The following is an 18310-nucleotide window of genomic DNA, read 5'->3' on the forward strand; positions in this document are numbered from 1 at the left end:
GATTTTTCGTCCAGTGATGAAAGCTTCACCAAATATATCGCAAATCTATAATCATTTACCCTCGACAAAAGTATCATTTTAGAACGTTTGTACAATATATATACATTTGAGCTGAGTGTTTTTGATAAAATCAACCTATTATTTTAAGTAATAGTTGAGATGAGCCATGAAAGACGCTGCAATAGAAATCTTAATATATAAACCAGATCCAGATCATCCACTGCCTGAAAATCAGAGAGGTGTGGTGGTAAATCCTCACTTAAAACAACGGTTCAAGCAATTTGTTCCAATTGGCGTCTATTTAGAAGGCTCTGATTTGAAGTATTATTTTTTCGATCAGTGTGATAAATCCCCAAAAATCTATAGTAGTTTGGATGAACTCAAACGAGACTTACCGGAAGAACTAGACAATATATTTGAGAAGAACCCAAAATTATTTATTATGGGCCATGCTGGTGGTGGCGAATATGGTATGGGTAATTGCCATGGCCCAAGTGAGCAGTTATATGATAATCATTTTGATAATTTATTACATGGTTTTAAACGAGCATTGCCCGCACATCATGGTGAAGTTTTTGTGACTTTAGAAGGTTGTAATACAGACAATCAACTTAATGCTGCAGCAAACTCACAGAAAAAAACATTTTTAGAAAGAGTATCAGTGAAACATCCAGAAATCACGTTTGGTGGAACTGGACCATGGAATGCGCAAGATGTACAGACCGGCTTCCGATCCCTTTCGCCGGCATCCCCTATCACATCGATGGCAGGAAATATTTGGAAGGCTGGAAACAGTGTTATTTTTCATCATGGTGAATATCAAGTTGCCGTTCGAAAATCTTTATTTGCCTCAACACAAACAGCTAAAGAATTAAAAGTGAACACCATAGAATATGCCCGTGCAATTCTAGGTAAAGACGGAGCCGATGAACTGATAGCAAAAATCGCTTTAAATCGAGATATTCTAAACATTCAAGATTTAAAGAAAATTGAGGGTTTTCCAGAATTGCGATTTGAAGGAGAAGATGTTGCAAAGTTTGTTGAACAGGAAAATCAAATATTAGGTAAAGAACAAGAAAATTATTTAACACGTGTCCGTGATATCTTAGGTCGGGCGGACCCTATAGAACAACTGACCGATAGAGATGTACTAGAACTTCTCTTAGGTTTAAAAGAACCTTCTGTATTTAAAGGTCATGAAGACTTGCTAGAGTCAATTCTAGCTAATAAAGCTTTGTTAAACCTGGCAATGGTAAGTTGTGGAAAAGTCCTTATTGGTGGCCCAAGTAATGATAGCGTCATTGCTTTATTATTAAAACATGGCGCTGATATTAATAGTTCTGATAAAAAAGGCATGACTGCTTTGCACTATGCGGTACAGAATTTTTATAATTATAGAAAAGAGCCGTTACATCTCATTAAAAAGTTATTAGAGTGTGGTGCTAGTCTTGAAGTGCGAAATGAAAAAGGACAGACTCCTATCGAGACAGCGCAAGAACATAGCAAAGATGGAAGAGTAACTGCTAGTGATAAGCTTCTCGCATCTTTGAAATCTAGCAATTCGCTACCAACTCCCTTAGAACTAAAACAATCTATTAGACAAATATTTCAGATGAGTCAACACAAGGCTGATGAACTACTTTCATTACCTATTGCGAAACGTGAATATAGCAAATGCAGTGAAGGCACTCTTTATATTCCTGAAGATGTAGTGGAAAAATTGCATGGAATCTTGCAATCTGCAACGGGGAGTAATGAACTATTATCGGCGTTTGAATCAGAGCTTAGTGTGGTTATCAGCGCTCTTGAAAAAGGCATTGGAACTGGAGAAGCAATTGATGGTGAGGAAGATGAATTTATCCCTAAACGTTTTGAAAATGCAAAACTCCAGTTAACAGCGGCTATCGACGCACTGGTTGGGATGAAACAAGAGATGGATACTTCAAAAGATGCTACAGTTGAAGACCAACTTCCAAAACTAAAATCTTAATCGTTAAGAATATATTGGAAGTACTATGGTGAATCGAGCACCTTTTAATATCGGTGATTGTGTAGCCATGACCTTTCCTCCGTGGAGATTAACAACTTTTTTAACAATAGCTAATCCTAACCCAATATGTTTATCTCCAATTCCTGCGTCTTCAGCAATTGTATATTCAGAAAAAATGTCATCCGCACCCTCCTCCGGCAAGCCTGGGCCATCATCGTCTACGTGAAGTAAAATATGACTATTATCCAGCGAAATGGTTAAAGAAATAGTGTGCTCTGCAAATTTCATGGCATTTGTAATCAAATTGGTAACAGCGTGTTTTAAAATATTTTCATCTATGTATGCTTTCAAAGAATTTAACTCATTAGAATGAAATGTAATTTCAAATGTTGAGGAAGAATAAGACTCTAATAACTTTCTTAACCATACTATTATATCGGTCTCAGACTGTTTTAATTTCAATTCGTTTGAATGCATTTTTGAGTAAATCAAAAAAGTGCTGACGAGCCGATTCATATCTGCAATATCTTCTTGTATGCTGTTTATCTGTTTATTGAGCAATGCATCTTCAGCGTTTCTCCTTTTGATACTATCCGTCGCCATTTGTATGGTTGACAAAGGAGTCCTAATTTCATGCGCGACAAACCGGCACAATTGTTTATGTGATTCAATCAGTTCTTTTAATTGCTCACCCATTTGGATGATATTTCTATACAGCCCATACAAAACAGAGGTGGTACCAATTTTCCGATGAAAATCAAAGTTACCTTGACTAAAATTTTTTGTTATCTGATATACCTTTTTCATATTTCTAACAAAAAGCAATGAAAATAAGGCAATAAGACAAAGGGATATAAAAAAGAAAGTTCCTATAAAATAATACATAACATCACTGATTCTTGCCATAACTGGCAGATAGCTTAGTGGGCCAATTTTGAGTATTCCACCACTAAAACGATAATAGAGAATAACAATTTGTGACGAGTTTTTATTGGTTTCAAGTACTAGACGCTTTGTTGATAAAGAATTAATTATATTACTTGGCAAGAGTTTACTCTTGGTTTTATAAACATGAAGAGGAAACCCATATATTTTTTCTAAACTTAATAGTTCATTACTCCACGTATTTTTTGATTTTGATAATAAATGTTGAACGATTTGTTTTAAAACAGGATTCATATAATTAAAAATAATTTCGTCAGGATCTGAAAAATTGTAAGCTAATGCATATGGGGTATTACCAATTTTTTTATACGCCGTATGTTCTACAATGACCTCGTTTAGAAATTGATAGGTTGTACCTGATAAAAAAATGATTTCACCATTATTTAACTGATTATTCTGCGCCAGGGTGAGTTTTAGACTGTCGATTGCTATAAGATGAATAACATTATCTGTTTTCTTCTTTATTATCGCATCCCAGTTTGATTTCGGGTTATTAATTAACTCTTTTTCTAAACTAATTAAAAGCCCTTGCGAGGTCGTTTTTCCAGCATTAACAACTATCTTTGTCTCAACTGACTTTAAATATTTAAAAAATGCCAAAACAAGAATTAAAAAAATCACAAAGAACGCAGTCAAAATTTTAATATAAATATTAAATTTCATTACTAGGCACTCTAAATAAAAATAATAGATACCTTTTCACAAGAAAGTACTCTGGATTATCTTTGATAATTTCAATATCTAATTCTGGCATAATTATCCTACGTTTTGTCTATCTTTATAACTCTTGTAATTAGCCTATTTAAGGCATCCAAATTATCGATATTCGTTATGGCCTCATCAAATAATGATAAAGTCTCTGGATCGTGTGTTTCTAAATACTTGAATGCTTTTTTTGGACCTTGATAACGCAATTCTTTGAATACAAAATAATCCTCTAGAATTGTGAAGATTGACCAAATATGGCGATATTTTCCTTCTAAATCTCTAGTATACGCCCTTGCCAGCATTTTTTGATACCACACTCTACGTGCTGTAATTTCATCAAGAGGGAGGGACTCAGGCAATATTAAAAAAGCAGAGAGTTTTTTTAATAACTCTGTGCCAAAATGAGCTTTTTCAAGAACAACGATGCCATCTGACATACATAAATGTTCATCAGAAATTGAATCAAAAGCATTCTCGGGATAAACAAAAATATCATGATAAACTTGATGTGCTTCATCAAAGCGTGCAATTCGTTGCTTATCTCCTTTTTCCCTAATCCCTGCAACATCATAATCACTGGTTACTGTGAAGTCTCCTCGTGCGCGCGAGCCATATAAAATAATTGTATGGCAATGATGTAAAGATATTAATTCATCAACAATGAATTGCAGAACAGCATCATTTTCTAATGATATTTTCTTTTGTGTCATTCCCTTACCTTCTTATTTTGTAACCATAATACCAACGGCTTCCTGTGGTGGAACTGGTTTGAACCGTATGATCTACTCCTGCTGGAATCAATACTTCTCTCCAATAGCAGGTTTTAACGTTTTATTGCCCACGGTTAAAATAACTTCACCTTCAAGCAACATGAATAACTCATCCGTTTCATGCCTAAAATCCTTCCAAATTTGACCTGGGGGATCTTCCCAAAGCTCAAAACTAAAGCCACGAGAGCGCCAATTGTTCTCAATTATTGTTGTATCCAGCATTTTAGGCTCATTATTTAAAATCATTCTTTAAATTTTACACCACTGAAGAGCATCAACACCACAACCAATGACTTCAATGATCTTGTGTCGAGACTTAAGGCCTCTCTTTATTTTAATTTGACTTTTAGGGACTTTGAATAAGACAGACAGGTATCGCACTAATTCCATGTTGGCTTTAACTTCAATAGAAGGTGCCGCGATTTTTATCTTTAGTTCCTCTCCAACAGCACCTACTACTTGATTGCATTTGGCACCGGGTTGAATAAGCAAACTAAGAATTAATCCATTATCCTTTTGTTTATACCACGGATATAGGTAAATCATCTTGCTGTTCCATTATTTTATCCTGCTTTTACTATTCTATTGAGACTCGCTTTTTTATGTATAATATTCTCTTGGTAACTATTTAAAGGGAAGTTTTTTATGTTAAGTAAGACTTATATTTTTCTCGTCATTTTTTATGCATTTTAACTTCCAAAAATGAATAATCTACTACCACTTTTCAAATGGGGAACCGATTACCTGGTTTCTAATGGCTACTCAATAGAGCACTCACCAGAAATTGTATTGTCAACACCGTGGTCTCATGTGATCCGATTTGCAACATCAACAGAGAATTTTTATTTAAAACAAACACCACCCTCTCTTTTTCTATCTAATGAGCCCAAAATCATTCGAGTATTGTCATCCCAATTCCATGCCAATGTGCCCGATATAATTGAAATTAATGAGGATTTACATTGTTTTCTAATGAGGGATGCGGGTATTTCTTTGCGTCAAACGCTTAAAACCAACTTCAAGCCAGAGCTATTATGCCAAGCAATAAAGCAATATGCCACAATCCAACTCAGCGCAGAAGAATGTATCGTGACATTTCTCAAACTAGGCGTACCTGATTGGCGATTAAATCAATTACCCTTTCTTTATGATCACATGTTAAAGCAAACTGCTTTTTTAAAAGCAGAGGGTCTAACGGATAAAGAATTGCAAACATTACACAGTCTAAGTCCGAAATTTTCAGCGCAGTGCAAATTATTAGCAAGCTTTAGGATTCCTGAAACCATAGGTTATCACGATTTTCATGATAAGAATGTTCTTCTTGATCCAATTACTAAAAGAATGACGTTTGTTGATTGGGGAGAGACCGCGATCATTCATCCATTTTTTTCGTTACATACCTGTCTAGAACAATCGATTACTCACTATGGAGTAACAGAAGGTGATTCAACATACCAGAAACTTCAAGATGCTTGCCTCGAAAAATGGTTAGGATTAGCGACAAAGGAACGGTTATTAAGTGCATTCCTTTTAGCGAAACAAATCCGGCTATTTTGGAATATACTCGCGTCTAATCAGTTTATACTAAGTGTGGATCGACAGGCCTACCAGGCCTACTATCCCAATCAGCATAGCCCGATCGCAGGTGGCTTTAAAGCGTTTCTTGAGGGCATGCATTAAACCCAAGGTTCGTTGCTATTAGAATAATCATAATAAGCAAATTATTAGTTCTATAAATATTCATGATACACTACTGACATGATTTGGCAGCAGTATTTATTACAATAATGTCTCGAACTGAACGTTTATTTGATTTAATTCAATTACTACGACGTCATCAATTACCCGTGAGTGGCAAAAATCTTTCAGAAGAATTAGGCGTGAGCCTACGGACTCTTTACCGAGATATAATAACCTTACAATCCTTAGGCGCGCCAATTGAAGGCGAGCCCGGTGTTGGTTATGTGCTTAAATCTGGTTTTATGTTGCCTCCTTTGATGTTTTCAGATGATGAAATTGAGGCAATGGTGCTAGGGTCACGTTGGGTTGCACAACGAGCGGATACTCAACTTAAAATCGCAGCTCAAAATGTGCTTGCAAAAATTTCAGCAGTCCTTCCTACTGAATTAAAACACCAACTAGAAACTTCAGGACTCTTAGTTCCCCCAGGAAAATGTGCCGAAAGTAAGGATAGTGATCTTATTCTCATTCGCAAAGCGATACGTTTAGAACGAAAAATCGAATTAGAATATCAAGATCTCCAAAACAATCATTCGACACGAATACTCTGGCCTATTGCGCTCGGCTTTTTTGATGAAGTGCATCTCATGGTGGGTTGGTGTGAGCTAAGGCAGGACTTCCGTCACTTCAGAACCGATAGAATTCTTCAATTATCCATTAAAGAACAAAAATATTCCGAACGCCGACAATCCCTTTTAAAGAAGTGGCGCACCCTACATAATATTCCCCAATCCTATTGAATGATGCTGACAAAAACTGTCACGACCCTACCGTATATTCTCCAACAGGTTAATAAATAAAAAACAGGAGAAAGCATGTCATTCGATCCCAATTTAGTTCTATTTTATGTGAGCAATATAGAAAAAAGTACTCATTTTTATTCAGAATTACTCACTGCACATCCTATACACACCGAGCCTGACTATGTGATGTTTTTATTAAAATCTGGCTTACGACTAGGTTTGTGGTCTCAAAATTCTGCCCAACCAGCCCCCACTACGCTTGGTGGCGGTAGCGAGCTCGCCATTTTGGTTGGCTCTGAGCAAACGATTGATGAACTTTTTGGAAATTATCGAAATAAGGACTTTAAAATAATACAAGAACCGACTCATATGGATTTTGGTTATACCTTTGTAATCTGCGACCCAGATGGCCATCGCATTCGCTTTTTTTCAAAGAAATGACCATGAATCAAAACTGGCTCGCTGTCGCCTGTGCAACACATGTGCGAATTGGAGTGGAAGGAGAATTTATGCAAGTTTGCCATGGTAAACTTGCACCTCTAAAAAGAATAAAAGCGGACGATTGTATTATTTATTACTCGCCAACCTCGCACTTTGGCGGCACCAAGAAAGTGCAGGCATTTACGGCAATTGGAATAGTTCTACCCGGCGAACCTTATCAAGTGGATATGGGCAATGGTTTTTATCCTTTTCGACGCAATGTGCTTTGGTCCAATAAAGCGATTGATGTTTCAATACATACACTGATTGAATCGCTGGAATTGACAAAAAATACCAAGAATTGGGGATATCAATTTCGTTTTGGCGTATTAAAAATCAGTGAACACGACAAACGCATCATTGCCCATGCCATGCAAGCTTATATTAATTAAAAAAAATCTACTTGGAGCTTCTTATGACTGCTATCATACCTCAACTAACCCAAATTCAAGCACTGACAGTAACTGGAATAAGTGTGAGAACAAAAAATGAGGAGGAGCTTAATCCTCAAAAAGCACAACTGCCTCATCTTTGGGAACAATTTTATGGCTCGACAACAAATGAAACACAACAAAATAACCCAATTTATGGGGTGTATCACCACTATGAGTCCGATTCATCAGGACATTATACAGTAACTGCAGGAATAGAAATTCCGAATGAGTCCAAAGCCACACACTTGGATAGAGTTATCATAAAAGCAGGAGATTATCTGGTTTTTGAAGCAGCAGGGACTAATCCTTCAGAAATCATTAAAGCCTGGCAAACTATTTGGAACTATTTTAATGAGACATCAACATACCAACGAAGCTATCTTACTGATTTTGAGCTCTATAAAACTCCTATTGAAAGCGCAGTGTATATAGGCATTAAGTAACCAACATAAGAGCACTAACTATATGACAACAACCCCAATAATAGATTCACTTATAAAACTTCAAAGCGAGCTTGAGCCACTCAAAAAGCCTGCGTCAGAGCAAAAGGCAACCTATTATAAAACTGGACCAGGAGATTATGCGGAGCATGACCAATTTATAGGAGTTAGCGTCCCTGATTTAAGAAAAATTGCCAAACGCTATCAGGAGTTACCTCTTCTCTTGTTACAAGAATTGCTGTATTCACCCATCAATGAAGAGCGACTATTAGCCTTGTTGATTTTAGTAACCCGTTATCAAAGAGGAGATGCAGACCTACAACAAACGATTTTTCAATTTTATTTAACTCACATCAATCAGGTTAATAACTGGAATTTGGTTGATGCTTCAGCTCACTGGATTATGGGTGCCCATTTATTAAAAGAAGATAAAACATTTCTGTCCACACTGGCAGAAAGCACTAACCTTTGGGAAAAACGTATAGCGATAGTCGCCACTTGGTATTTTATCCGAAACGACTCTTTTGAATGTACGCTTAAACTTGCAGAAAAACTGCTGTGTGACCATCATGATTTAATTCATAAGGCAGTAGGCTGGATGTTAAGAGAAGTCGGGAAACGCAACCAATCCATCCTCATCGAATTTTTAAATCGCCATGCGTATCAAATGCCAAGAACCATGCTCCGTTACGCCATTGAACGATTGATGCCAACAACGCGAAAAACTTATTTATTAGCTAAGAAGCAAATCCTGGATAGTGAAATATAACTTTCTTGGCTAAGGCTACATGCTCTAATACTACACGCAGTATGACCATCCCCAATGAGTTAAAAAAGTATTTTTATCCTCTTCTGATTGCTGATCAGTTCTATTTTTTCCAGTCAAAACCTGTTCAAGATAATAGCGTCCATCCTCAAAAAATCGTTGAAGCTGATAAAATCGACACAATTCATGGTTAATGCTGCATTTGAGGTTTAATTTTAAATAGAACTCAGCCAATGGAGCCTGTTCATAATGCCAAAGATCTCTCTCAATCGGTGCAATTTTAACTCCGTCCCAATCAACCAACCAAACATCAAAAGGAGTTTGTAGTACATTATAGTGATGAGGGTCACCATGAGTTAAAGCAAAAGGGATTGACTGCTGACTGAACTGCTTTTTCCATTCTTGTAATTGAGATAGTCCTTGTAACAATTGCTTTTTATGACGTTTTAGTTGGGACAACATCGATTCTGCATGCGTTTCCTCAATCACCTCAACTGCATTGTTAATCCAACCCTTTATCCCTAATGCATAATTGATATCAAAATGTTCTGTTTCAAAAAATGAGAACTCATGAGCTGGAATTTGATGTAATTGAAATAGAAGAGTAGCCATTTTATCGGCCAAAAGCTGATTGGGCGTATAGGCTGGATGAATCCCTTCAATGTAGTCAAACAATGTCAAAATCAATTTATTGCTCCTAAAACAATAATGACCCTGAACATCTGAAATCATATAAGACAAGTTCTTCATGCCAAATTCGTTTCTTAATCGATTTAAAGCGATACCGGTCTGATTAAGTGATTCAATTGTAGGTTGGATTGGAACCAGCGATTGGCCTTCAGGATAAACTTTTAGAAAATATTTTTTAGTCGTATTCGTCGAAATAACAAATCCATAAAAAGACCCCACCGCAACAAAATGGAGCTCTGAGGCCATAATCTGATAGCCTTGATATAAAAAATCCATCAGCTGTTCATCAGAATAATTTAATTCTCTACGGCGCATCTCTAGCCCTCTAAGATTATTTGTCTAAATAGCAGGTGTAACGTTTACCATGCTTATTCATAAATGCCTCACATCGAAATCCACATTGCTGATAAAAACCGTAAGCCTCATCATCTGTTTCAGCGCGAAGCATTTGTATTGAAAAATGATTGAGTACATACATCAGCATGTTCTTACCTATTCCTTGGTTTCTATATACTTCAATTACCGCAATATGTCTGATTATGGCAAAACTCTCCTCTAAATGAAGACCAATCACACCAACTAAGTCATTTTTTAAAAACGCCCCTACAAGATGCTGGCCTGATTGAGTATAGGATAGAAGTACTTGTTCCATTTTTTCAGGTGTTGGGCATCCAACGCTTGGTTCAAGGAGATGGGACAATCCGGGATAAGAAAATGAAATTTCTTTACACTCAATCTCAAGCTGCAATTTTTTCCTAACCAACTCCATAAGTTCCATGACAAGCATATTGATGCTGTCCTGCGAAGAATCAAGAATAACGCCACCCATTTCAATAGTTTTCTCTTTAAGAAATAGAGCCCAATTGTTCATGTGGATATCTGCTAACTCAGGTTGATTGCGAAGTACACTCAACCGATGCTCTCGCATGGCTTGCTCCGTGTGTAAGCAAATCAGTAAATAATTTTTTATGCCGTGCTCTTTAAGTGGTATTAAAGCAAACTCGGGATTAAATTGCCCTTCAAGAAAAATCAGCTTTTTATCATGAATCTGACTTAAACGCTCAATCCAGCGTCTTGTAGTGACCTCTTGCCATTTTTCGGTTGAGCCATATTGTTGGATCATGTCATCAAAGCTGGGGACACCAATGCTGTCAAAAAAATGAGAAGAAATGGTCTCCTTGGGATATTGCTGTTCGATTTCTTTAAGTAGCGTTGTTTTCCCGATTCCCGATGCTCCGGTAATGAGTACAATCAATGGCTGTAAAGAAGACTCGCATTCATACATTATTTCAATCCAAAAACATTAAACTTCGATTATTATAACTGATTTGATTATCCTGCCGAAAATATCACCATTCTAAGTATGGTATACTAGACTTCCTAAGTTACCTTGAATCAAGGCAAGCCATGCAAGAATTTTTCTCCATCAGTTTATTAATTATTTTAGCCGCTATCTCTCCGGGCCCTGATTTTGCTGTAGTGACTAAGAATTCCTTATTCCATTCCAGAAAAACTGGAATTTATACAGCACTAGGAGTTTCTGTGAGCTTATTGATTCATGCTGTCTATTGTATTCTTGGTCTTGCCTTGATTATTTCTCAATCTTTGTTGGCATTTAGTATTATTAAATATCTTGGAGCTACTTATTTGATTTATATTGGTATTAAGGGATTGATAGCTAAACGAGAAATCACAAAATTAGATGATCAAAAATCTAAACCTTCACTCACACCGTTATCCGCATTTTACCAAGGATTACTATGTAATCTCTTAAATCCTAAGGCCATTATGTTTTTGTTGGCTTTTTTTACTCTAATTGTTAAACCGGGCCACTCTTTATGGGTTGAAATGGCTTATGGTTTTGAAATCGCCATCATTCATATGATTTGGTTTTCCAGCTTAAGTATGATGATGACGCATCTTGCGATTAAAACGAACTTAAACCGAATTCAATTTTATATTGTGAAAGCAATGGGTGCTGTTCTTGTGGCATTTGGTGTTCGTATTGCAACATTAAGTCAAGCAATAATGTTACCAGCGGCAGTCTTGGAGTAGTTAATCCTCTGGAAGTGAATGATTTTTAAAAGGAAAAATAAAAAATTTATCGAGACAGATAACAGGATAATGTTTCATGACAAATTTTCTCGAGACAGATAGGTTGATAATCAAGCTTACATCACTCAGTGATTTTGAAAATATTCTTGCGCTTCGATCTGATCCTGAGGTGCAGAAGTACACCACACAGCCGCCTGCAACAAAACAAGATGTGCAGCGATTTTTAGATTGGGTTATCCCCTATCAAAAAAAGCACGGCCATGGGATGGCATCTGTATTCGAAAAAAAGACGGGGGATTTTGTTGGGCAAGCAGGTATTTTTCACATTGGCCACTGGGATCTGCAGCCGGAGATTGAAATTGGCTACCGCTTCCATGTAAAACACTGGGGAAAAGGGTTTGCCACAGAAGTGACTCGGGCGCTAGTAGCATGGGGATTTGATCATCTTAATATAGACACAATTGTTTCTTTCGTGGAAACAGAGAATTCTGCATCAAAACGTGTCTTGGAAAAATGTGGGTTTCATCATATTGGGCTTAAACAATGTCACTATGGAATGCTTGAAAGATATGAGATTTATAGGCAGAAGTAGTTTCCATGTTTGAAATAAGCAGGAAACTTGGGATTGATTGAGCATCTGTGAGAAAAATATTAAATGCTCTTTTAATCAATTGATGCAACCATCGAATGATCTTGAACTCTTCGCAGCGCCTCATCAGTTACCAATAAACCTTGACGCTCATATCTTTTTCTTGCACGACTGAATTTTACGACTATTAATGACTTATCAGAGTATTTCTTAGCTCTACGTGTAATTAGTGCATCCCCAGCAGGCAAGAAAACTAAGTCTTTATAAGGGGTACAGGCCATGCAATAAGGATTGTTTTCATCCATCATCAGAAAGCTGCCTTTTGGTAGGTCTTTTTTACATTGAGTGCATTTGGATTCGCTCACAATAATGTAAACAACGGGTTCAGTGGATTTTTCAACCTTCTCCATTAGCCGTTGTTGTTTTTGTTGCGTGAGTTTTGGTGAAATGTAATGTGTGCGATAGCGTCTTTCAATAGTGTCTTGCCCGCTTTTGCTAAATTTTAAATGAATGGTGCTCGAGCACGCTTTTTGTACGTATGCAGTTTCTCGTGGCAATAATCCGGTTTGCTTTGCCCATTGATGGAAACATTGTATCGCAAAACTTAATTTGTTCAGATTGGCTTGTAGCCGTTGTTCTAAATAAGAAAATCGTCCACGTCGCCAATCATCTAAAATACTAGGCGATAGGTAGCCAAGCCCCAGTAAAATATCGATGCTTGAAACATATTGTTTTTCTTGTAAAACTCTATTGACAATGCCAATCACTTTTTTAGATAATTCTTGGCGATTCATTGTGTATCCAGCTATTTCAAATTACCCATGTTGTTAAAAAATGAGAAGAAATGGTCTCCCGGGCTATTGTTATTTTCCCAACTCCAGATGCCATAGCAACAAGTGCAACCAATGGTTATAAAGATTCGCCGTAGTGCATCATTTCGACCCATTAGCATTAAATTTTGTTTATTATATCTGATTTGAGTTTTGTTGTGAGGGTGTTACCACTTTTCTGTGTTCAAAAATGGTTTGTATATGAACAGGCAAATTGGCACACCAACAACCATAATTATGACCGCCAATAAATTCAGACTTATGGATAAGCATTCCTTTCTTTTCCATTAAATCAGCAATTCTTCGATTCGCTTCAAACGTGGAGATGGATTGAGTAGAACCATCTTCGAATTCTAAGTCTACCGGGATGGTTTCATAAGTACCAATATCAAAAATAAATTGCGTATTAGGATTTTCTTTATAGTGTTTTTCAATCTTTTGTTCTAAATCAGTCAATTTTTGCATTTCCAAGGAAGGTGATAAAGAAATAGCATTGCCAAACATCGTTGGATTGGTTAAAGCGGCATAAAAAGCAGCTAAGCCACTGGCACTTTGCCCAACAATTGTTATTAACCTTGCGTCTTGAGTGATATTTAATTGGTTCTTATCATGTAACATCGGAACAAAATCATGCACTAAAAATGAGGTGAATACGTCATTACAGTTGTATTCATGCATACGATGAATGCTTGAGTATTCGAGGAACACCGCAACACAAGGAGGAATATTTTCCTCTTGAATGAGCTTATCTAAAATAAGCGGTGCCGGCATAGGATTTAAATAATCACTACCATCTAAAAATAAAATCATAGGGTAAGGTGTTGCCTGTTTATCGTAATCAGGAGGCAAATAGACCCAATATTTTCGTATCGATTGTTCAGGATTTTCGTAATAGCCTGGAACATTTTTTAAACGAGTTTCCAAGAAGTTCAGCTCGAAAGAAAAAAATCGATGTTCTTTTTTACATCGCTCACGATGTTCCTTTGCTTTATCTAAAGAACAATCAGTTACAAAAGTTGATACATTAGGTAGCTCAATAATGGATTCCTTGCCAAAAAATTCTCCGGGATTGTCATAATCCATGTAATAGGTTATTTCCCGTTTATTTCTTGGATCAGTTTGAACGCAGCCTTGATTAAATAAGTGCATTAATAACATTTGTGATTCTTTGAATTTTCCTGTTGGAATGGGATAGAGGCTTTCAGTGTTTTCTTGTTCAGAGAATTCCACTTTTGCAGTATCTTTATCAACAATTAGTACGTTATATGCAGAGCGAAAAGTACGGGGCAATATCAAAGTTAAATATCTAATATCAGTGTTTGGAATCGCCTTAAATTGACTTTGCAAAGAACAAGGTAATCCAGTAAAGGTAGACCACAAATAAATTGTTTTTTTATCGCTTTTCTCTCTATATATAAAAGTGACCAAACACTGCTCTGGCTGATTTGAAACATCTTCAATAATGGGTGTTTCAAGCCTTTGCCAAATTTGATCGTTTTCTTCTGTAGAAATCGCTACAGCTAATTTCTCAATAAGATGTTGTAAATAAGGTGAATCATATTTTGGCATAGATACTCCATGAGAATTAGCATTACATCATCCTATCCATTTTAGAACATTTTAAAGAGATAGGGTTAGCTTTATGGTTGTTCATGGTATAAAGCAATTAATTCTTTACTCGAAGAGCATCCTAACGAATCCATCAATTTAGCAATAATTCCTTCGACTGTCCTATAAGAAACATGGGCTTCACGCGCAATTTCCTTAGCCGTTTTTCCTTGAGCCAACAACTTAAGATATATGGCTTGTTGCTCAGATAAATCAACTCTCGTATGAGATACTTTATGGTATAACGTGAAATCTTTTTTCTCCAAAATTGTTTTTTGGGGCAGCATTTTTTCATTTCCCAAAATAGCTTTCGCAATACAACGCGTATGCTCTTCTAATTTGCCATCATCTCCATGAACAGTCAGCGTGGCCACTTCTTTATATAGGCTATCGCGCTCGTCATGTAATTGGTCAAAAAAGTCTCTCCAACTGGGTACAGGCAATAAATTTGCTGAATTGCGTGCAGTGCGCTCGATCTGAACCGGAGTACTCACATCCAAAAATACAGTCATTTCATTTCGCAATAATTGACAGTTTTTTAAAGCTAGAACAACACTAGAGTCGGTGGTTACAACAATGTGCTCTTGCGTGCATAGAGACTTTAATATGTCAAACTGACACTCATAAAAAGCTTCACTTCCGTGGCTTCCGAGTATTTCATACAAATGACGTCCAACATGAGACTCTAATCCTAAATCTGCATCGACAAATTGCCATCCTAATAATTGGGCTACGGACTTTGCTAATAATCCTTTACCGGCACCATGATGACCAACAATAAAAATTCGTTGAGGTTGATTCATTCTTACTATCTCCTAATCCAAATAATACAATAATTATACAAACAGACCATAAGATGCATCAATACGTAGAACTACGTGAGTATCAAGTACGGGATTATTATTTTAATCTAACAGAAGAATTAGTTTTGGGAAAAATAGCAATGTTTTTCTCTTACAAGCATTCACTTGAGAAGATACTCATTGCTAAAATAACAAACAAATCATTGATAACAATTTCTACGAGTAAGTATTCTATGCCTAACTATCTGCATCTCACCTTACAATCCGAACGCCTTCAGTTAATTCCTGTTTCACTAAAATATGCAGAAGATTTATGTAAAGAATTTACTGCTGAAATTACAGAGCACATGTGGCCAAGTGCCCCGAAAACACAAGAGGAAATTAATCAGCACATTTCTGAACAGCAAATTAAAATGCAAGCAGGCTCAGAAATCGCATTGGCCATCATCAATAAAGAGAACCAGAATTTTTTAGGATATGCCTGCCTACACCAAGCAAATACGAAGACACCTGAATTAGGCATTTGGTTAAAGAAAAGTGCTCATGGATTTCATTATGGTTTTGAAGCGATGAATTTATTAAAAACCTGGGCTGAAACTAATCTAGTTTATGATTATCTAAAATATCCTGTTGTAAGACAAAATATCTCTAGCCGGAAAATTGCTGAAAAAATGGGTGGCATTATTGAAGATGAATACATCAAAACAAGTGAGTCAGGCAAGTTGCTTGATGAAGTAGAATATCGATTTTATGGTGCAACAATGACGAATACACAATCCAAAATAAATATTACTGCAGCCTTAGTACGTGAGCTCATTACACAACAATTTCCACAGTGGGGTCAGCTACCTATTCAAGCTGTAAACAATAGCGGTTGGGACAATAAAACCTTTCATTTAGGTACAGAAATGCTCATTCGCATGCCCAGTAGCGCCGAATACGCAGGGCAAGTGGAAAAAGAACAAACATGGTTACCCAAATTAGCCCCACTTCTTCCTCTTCCAATACCCGCCCCACTTGCGATGGGAAAACCCAATGAACTGTACCCTTGGAAGTGGTCCATTAATCGTTGGCTTCCTGGGGAAACGGCAGCAGCTACTCCCATTAATGATTTGTCTGAGTTTGCCTATGATTTGGCCTTATTTCTTAAGGCACTCCAAAGCATCAATTCAATGGGTGGACCTATTGCCGGTCCCCAGAGTTTTTATCGCGGCGGTGATTTAGCAGTCTATGATTCAGAGACACGAAAAGCCATCGAAGATTTGAAAGACACTATAGATTTCCGTGCTGCAACAGAAATTTGGGAAAAAGCATTATCCACTTCTTGGCAGAATCCACCCCTTTGGGTACATGGTGATATCAGTGTTGGCAATTTGTTACTTTCTCAAGGAAAATTAAGTGCAGTTATCGATTTTGGCCAACTCGCCATCGGCGATCCTGCTTGCGATCTTGCTATTGCCTGGACATTATTTGAAGGAAAAAGTCGGAGAATTTTCTTAGAAACTCTGGAACTTGATCCAGACACTTGGGCACGAGGACGTACTTGGGCTTTATGGAAAGCAATGATGTATCTTGTTAACCAACAAACCGAGATGAATTTTGAAGCAAAAAGAGCATTGCGCACGATTCATGAGTTGGTCGAAGATCATAGGCAATGATTATGAAGACTTCTTACATAGAATGGGCTCTTAGTGCCTTAAACGATTCAGGGTATCTACTTGAAACCACGAAACCAGAAATAATTCTCGCCACAGCTTGGTCAGAAGTGTGTCGTTTTCAAACAAATCTTGGGTTGGTCTATTTGAAGAAAGTGCCTCCTGCATTGTCATTAGAAGTCATTGTCATTCAGCTATTGCAGAAACGATTCAATGCTCCTGTTCCGCAAATCATAGCTCATAATCAGGAACTTCACTGTTTTTTAATGCAAGATGCTGGCATTCCTTTGCATGAGGTCTTTAAACAGGAATTTAAACCCAATCTTTTAATTGATACGATGCATCATTACACCATGCTTCAAATAAATTCCGCAAATAAAATAAACCTGTTTCTTGATTTAGGCGTTCCCGATTGGCGTCTACCACAATTGCCCAGACTTTATCACCAATTAATGAATGAAGAGGAGTTATTGATGGGAGATGGATTAACTAAAGAGGAAATAAAACAATTAAAAAATTTAGAGAGTACAGTACAAATCTTTTGTGACCAATTAGTCAGTTTTAAGGTGCCTGATACATTTGGTCATGCCGATTTTCACGATAAAAATATTTTAATAAATCCAAATACTCATCAAACCACGCTGATTGATTTAGGGGAAGTTGTCATTACTCATCCATTTTTCTCATTCGTTAATTGCTTGTATCGGGCCACAGAACATTTAAAACTACCAAGCAGTCAATATAGGAAATTACAGGAAGATTGTTTTAAAAACTGGCTCTCAATAGAGTCATCGGCACATTTGTTTGAGATCATTGCAATTATTGAACAATGTTGGGCTATTCATGCGGTGTTGGGCGAATATCGCTTAATTAAAAGCATCGACCCAATCGCATCAATGAGGCTAGGTCGACAAGGTCGATTTGCTGGAAAATTAAGAGGTTGGATAGAGCAATTCCTTAATTGAGCATTTTTAGCTATCACGTGAGGGTCAATACTTAATTAGTAATAAAGAATAAAGGAATTTTTTTTTCATGTTAAAATGTGCGACTCAATAGTTATATTT

Annotated in this window: 20 protein-coding genes; 11 read left to right on the top strand and 9 right to left on the bottom strand. The window is 36.9% G+C overall.

From position 1 onward, the window contains the following. The first annotated feature begins 166 nt into the window (after nucleotides 1–166). Nucleotides 167–1990, top strand: coding sequence for an ankyrin repeat domain-containing protein (locus LHA_RS15440; protein ID WP_011212551.1), 1824 nt, complete (start codon nucleotides 167–169; stop codon nucleotides 1988–1990). Nucleotides 1991–1993: 3 nt separating this feature from the next. Here the strand turns inward: LHA_RS15440 and LHA_RS15445 are convergent, their stop codons facing one another. The 4 genes from LHA_RS15445 to LHA_RS15460 form a co-directional block, all read right to left on the bottom strand. Then, nucleotides 1994–3598, bottom strand: a complete 1605-nt coding sequence (locus tag LHA_RS15445) for a sensor histidine kinase (RefSeq protein WP_011212552.1) — start codon at nucleotides 3596–3598, stop codon at nucleotides 1994–1996. 98 nt (nucleotides 3599–3696) lie between these two features. Next, nucleotides 3697–4353: a nucleotidyltransferase domain-containing protein gene (locus LHA_RS15450; protein WP_011212553.1), complete on the bottom strand. Its 657-nt coding sequence runs from the start codon at nucleotides 4351–4353 to the stop codon at nucleotides 3697–3699. 87 nt (nucleotides 4354–4440) lie between these two features. Then, a complete protein-coding gene (locus LHA_RS17445; protein ID WP_021436860.1) occupies nucleotides 4441–4635 on the bottom strand; it encodes a cupin domain-containing protein in 195 nt (64 codons plus the stop codon). A gap of 27 nt (nucleotides 4636–4662) precedes the next feature. Next, nucleotides 4663–4959 carry a DUF167 domain-containing protein gene (locus LHA_RS15460; protein WP_011212555.1) on the bottom strand — a complete coding sequence of 99 codons (297 nt, stop codon included), beginning with the start codon at nucleotides 4957–4959 and terminating at the stop codon, nucleotides 4663–4665. 156 nt (nucleotides 4960–5115) lie between these two features. Between LHA_RS15460 and LHA_RS15465 the strand changes: the two genes are divergently transcribed. The 6 genes from LHA_RS15465 to LHA_RS15490 all read left to right on the top strand — a co-directional run bounded on the left by LHA_RS15465 (nucleotide 5116) and on the right by LHA_RS15490 (nucleotide 9019). Continuing rightward, nucleotides 5116–6093: a phosphotransferase gene (locus LHA_RS15465; RefSeq protein WP_011212556.1), complete on the top strand. Its 978-nt coding sequence runs from the start codon at nucleotides 5116–5118 to the stop codon at nucleotides 6091–6093. Between the two features lie 107 nt (nucleotides 6094–6200). Continuing rightward, nucleotides 6201–6893 carry a helix-turn-helix transcriptional regulator gene (locus tag LHA_RS15470; RefSeq protein WP_011212557.1) on the top strand — a complete coding sequence of 231 codons (693 nt, stop codon included), beginning with the start codon at nucleotides 6201–6203 and terminating at the stop codon, nucleotides 6891–6893. A 75-nt stretch (nucleotides 6894–6968) separates the two neighbouring features. Further along, nucleotides 6969–7337, top strand: coding sequence for a VOC family protein (locus tag LHA_RS15475; RefSeq protein WP_011212558.1), 369 nt, complete (start codon nucleotides 6969–6971; stop codon nucleotides 7335–7337). 2 nt (nucleotides 7338–7339) lie between these two features. Next, a complete protein-coding gene (locus LHA_RS15480) occupies nucleotides 7340–7768 on the top strand; it encodes an EVE domain-containing protein (protein WP_011212559.1) in 429 nt (142 codons plus the stop codon). Between the two features lie 23 nt (nucleotides 7769–7791). Next, nucleotides 7792–8253, top strand: a complete 462-nt coding sequence (locus LHA_RS15485) for a GyrI-like domain-containing protein (protein WP_011212560.1) — start codon at nucleotides 7792–7794, stop codon at nucleotides 8251–8253. 22 nt (nucleotides 8254–8275) lie between these two features. Then, on the top strand, nucleotides 8276–9019 hold the full coding sequence (locus tag LHA_RS15490; protein WP_011212561.1) for a DNA alkylation repair protein: 744 nt from the start codon (nucleotides 8276–8278) through the stop codon (nucleotides 9017–9019). Between the two features lie 30 nt (nucleotides 9020–9049). Here the strand turns inward: LHA_RS15490 and LHA_RS15495 are convergent, their stop codons facing one another. Both LHA_RS15495 and LHA_RS16280 read right to left on the bottom strand, forming a co-directional pair. Continuing rightward, nucleotides 9050–10021, bottom strand: coding sequence for a phosphotransferase (locus tag LHA_RS15495; RefSeq protein ID WP_011212562.1), 972 nt, complete (start codon nucleotides 10019–10021; stop codon nucleotides 9050–9052). 16 nt (nucleotides 10022–10037) lie between these two features. Continuing rightward, the gene (locus LHA_RS16280; RefSeq protein ID WP_021436859.1) at nucleotides 10038–10991 is read right to left on the bottom strand and encodes a GNAT family N-acetyltransferase; all 954 of its coding nucleotides are present in this window, start codon (nucleotides 10989–10991) and stop codon (nucleotides 10038–10040) included. A 122-nt stretch (nucleotides 10992–11113) separates the two neighbouring features. Between LHA_RS16280 and LHA_RS15510 the strand changes: the two genes are divergently transcribed. Continuing rightward, nucleotides 11114–11761 carry a LysE family transporter gene (locus LHA_RS15510; protein ID WP_011212563.1) on the top strand — a complete coding sequence of 216 codons (648 nt, stop codon included), beginning with the start codon at nucleotides 11114–11116 and terminating at the stop codon, nucleotides 11759–11761. Nucleotides 11762–11837: 76 nt separating this feature from the next. Then, nucleotides 11838–12353, top strand: coding sequence for a GNAT family N-acetyltransferase (locus LHA_RS15515; RefSeq protein ID WP_011212564.1), 516 nt, complete (start codon nucleotides 11838–11840; stop codon nucleotides 12351–12353). A 71-nt stretch (nucleotides 12354–12424) separates the two neighbouring features. On the opposite strand, the gene LHA_RS15520 is transcribed toward LHA_RS15515, so the two are convergent. The 3 genes from LHA_RS15520 to LHA_RS15530 form a co-directional block, all read right to left on the bottom strand. After that, a complete protein-coding gene (locus tag LHA_RS15520; RefSeq protein WP_011212565.1) occupies nucleotides 12425–13144 on the bottom strand; it encodes an LIM domain-containing protein in 720 nt (239 codons plus the stop codon). A 171-nt stretch (nucleotides 13145–13315) separates the two neighbouring features. Next, nucleotides 13316–14749, bottom strand: coding sequence for an alpha/beta hydrolase (locus tag LHA_RS15525; protein ID WP_011212566.1), 1434 nt, complete (start codon nucleotides 14747–14749; stop codon nucleotides 13316–13318). Nucleotides 14750–14820: 71 nt separating this feature from the next. After that, nucleotides 14821–15591 (bottom strand): shikimate kinase, encoded by a 771-nt coding sequence (locus tag LHA_RS15530; RefSeq protein ID WP_011212567.1) that lies wholly within the window; start codon nucleotides 15589–15591, stop codon nucleotides 14821–14823. Nucleotides 15592–15644: 53 nt separating this feature from the next. Between LHA_RS15530 and LHA_RS16285 the strand changes: the two genes are divergently transcribed. Both LHA_RS16285 and LHA_RS15540 read left to right on the top strand, forming a co-directional pair. Then, complete coding sequence (locus LHA_RS16285) at nucleotides 15645–17249, top strand: GNAT family N-acetyltransferase (RefSeq protein WP_011212568.1); 1605 nt, start codon at nucleotides 15645–15647, stop codon at nucleotides 17247–17249. Between the two features lie 2 nt (nucleotides 17250–17251). Beyond that, nucleotides 17252–18211, top strand: coding sequence for an aminoglycoside phosphotransferase family protein (locus LHA_RS15540; RefSeq protein ID WP_050584012.1), 960 nt, complete (start codon nucleotides 17252–17254; stop codon nucleotides 18209–18211). Nucleotides 18212–18310 lie beyond the last annotated feature (99 nt).

The sequence above is a fragment of the Legionella hackeliae genome, assembly GCF_000953655.1.
Classification (GTDB): Bacteria; Pseudomonadota; Gammaproteobacteria; order Legionellales; family Legionellaceae; genus Tatlockia; species Tatlockia hackeliae.

What these genes read in the sequence shown, in the direction of transcription:
- LHA_RS15440 (WP_011212551.1), top strand. Translation starts at nt 167, where the DNA reads ATGAAAGACGCTGCAATAGAAATCTTAATATATAAACCAGATCCAGAT.
- LHA_RS15445 (WP_011212552.1), bottom strand. Translation starts at nt 3,598, where the DNA reads ATGAAATTTAATATTTATATTAAAATTTTGACTGCGTTCTTTGTGATT.
- LHA_RS15450 (WP_011212553.1), bottom strand. Translation starts at nt 4,353, where the DNA reads ATGACACAAAAGAAAATATCATTAGAAAATGATGCTGTTCTGCAATTC.
- LHA_RS17445 (WP_021436860.1), bottom strand. Translation starts at nt 4,635, where the DNA reads ATGCTGGATACAACAATAATTGAGAACAATTGGCGCTCTCGTGGCTTT.
- LHA_RS15460 (WP_011212555.1), bottom strand. Translation starts at nt 4,959, where the DNA reads ATGATTTACCTATATCCGTGGTATAAACAAAAGGATAATGGATTAATT.
- LHA_RS15465 (WP_011212556.1), top strand. Translation starts at nt 5,116, where the DNA reads ATGAATAATCTACTACCACTTTTCAAATGGGGAACCGATTACCTGGTT.
- LHA_RS15470 (WP_011212557.1), top strand. Translation starts at nt 6,201, where the DNA reads ATGTCTCGAACTGAACGTTTATTTGATTTAATTCAATTACTACGACGT.
- LHA_RS15475 (WP_011212558.1), top strand. Translation starts at nt 6,969, where the DNA reads ATGTCATTCGATCCCAATTTAGTTCTATTTTATGTGAGCAATATAGAA.
- LHA_RS15480 (WP_011212559.1), top strand. Translation starts at nt 7,340, where the DNA reads ATGAATCAAAACTGGCTCGCTGTCGCCTGTGCAACACATGTGCGAATT.
- LHA_RS15485 (WP_011212560.1), top strand. Translation starts at nt 7,792, where the DNA reads ATGACTGCTATCATACCTCAACTAACCCAAATTCAAGCACTGACAGTA.
- LHA_RS15490 (WP_011212561.1), top strand. Translation starts at nt 8,276, where the DNA reads ATGACAACAACCCCAATAATAGATTCACTTATAAAACTTCAAAGCGAG.
- LHA_RS15495 (WP_011212562.1), bottom strand. Translation starts at nt 10,021, where the DNA reads ATGCGCCGTAGAGAATTAAATTATTCTGATGAACAGCTGATGGATTTT.
- LHA_RS16280 (WP_021436859.1), bottom strand. Translation starts at nt 10,991, where the DNA reads ATGTATGAATGCGAGTCTTCTTTACAGCCATTGATTGTACTCATTACC.
- LHA_RS15510 (WP_011212563.1), top strand. Translation starts at nt 11,114, where the DNA reads ATGCAAGAATTTTTCTCCATCAGTTTATTAATTATTTTAGCCGCTATC.
- LHA_RS15515 (WP_011212564.1), top strand. Translation starts at nt 11,838, where the DNA reads ATGACAAATTTTCTCGAGACAGATAGGTTGATAATCAAGCTTACATCA.
- LHA_RS15520 (WP_011212565.1), bottom strand. Translation starts at nt 13,144, where the DNA reads ATGAATCGCCAAGAATTATCTAAAAAAGTGATTGGCATTGTCAATAGA.
- LHA_RS15525 (WP_011212566.1), bottom strand. Translation starts at nt 14,749, where the DNA reads ATGCCAAAATATGATTCACCTTATTTACAACATCTTATTGAGAAATTA.
- LHA_RS15530 (WP_011212567.1), bottom strand. Translation starts at nt 15,591, where the DNA reads ATGAATCAACCTCAACGAATTTTTATTGTTGGTCATCATGGTGCCGGT.
- LHA_RS16285 (WP_011212568.1), top strand. Translation starts at nt 15,645, where the DNA reads ATGCATCAATACGTAGAACTACGTGAGTATCAAGTACGGGATTATTAT.
- LHA_RS15540 (WP_050584012.1), top strand. Translation starts at nt 17,252, where the DNA reads ATGAAGACTTCTTACATAGAATGGGCTCTTAGTGCCTTAAACGATTCA.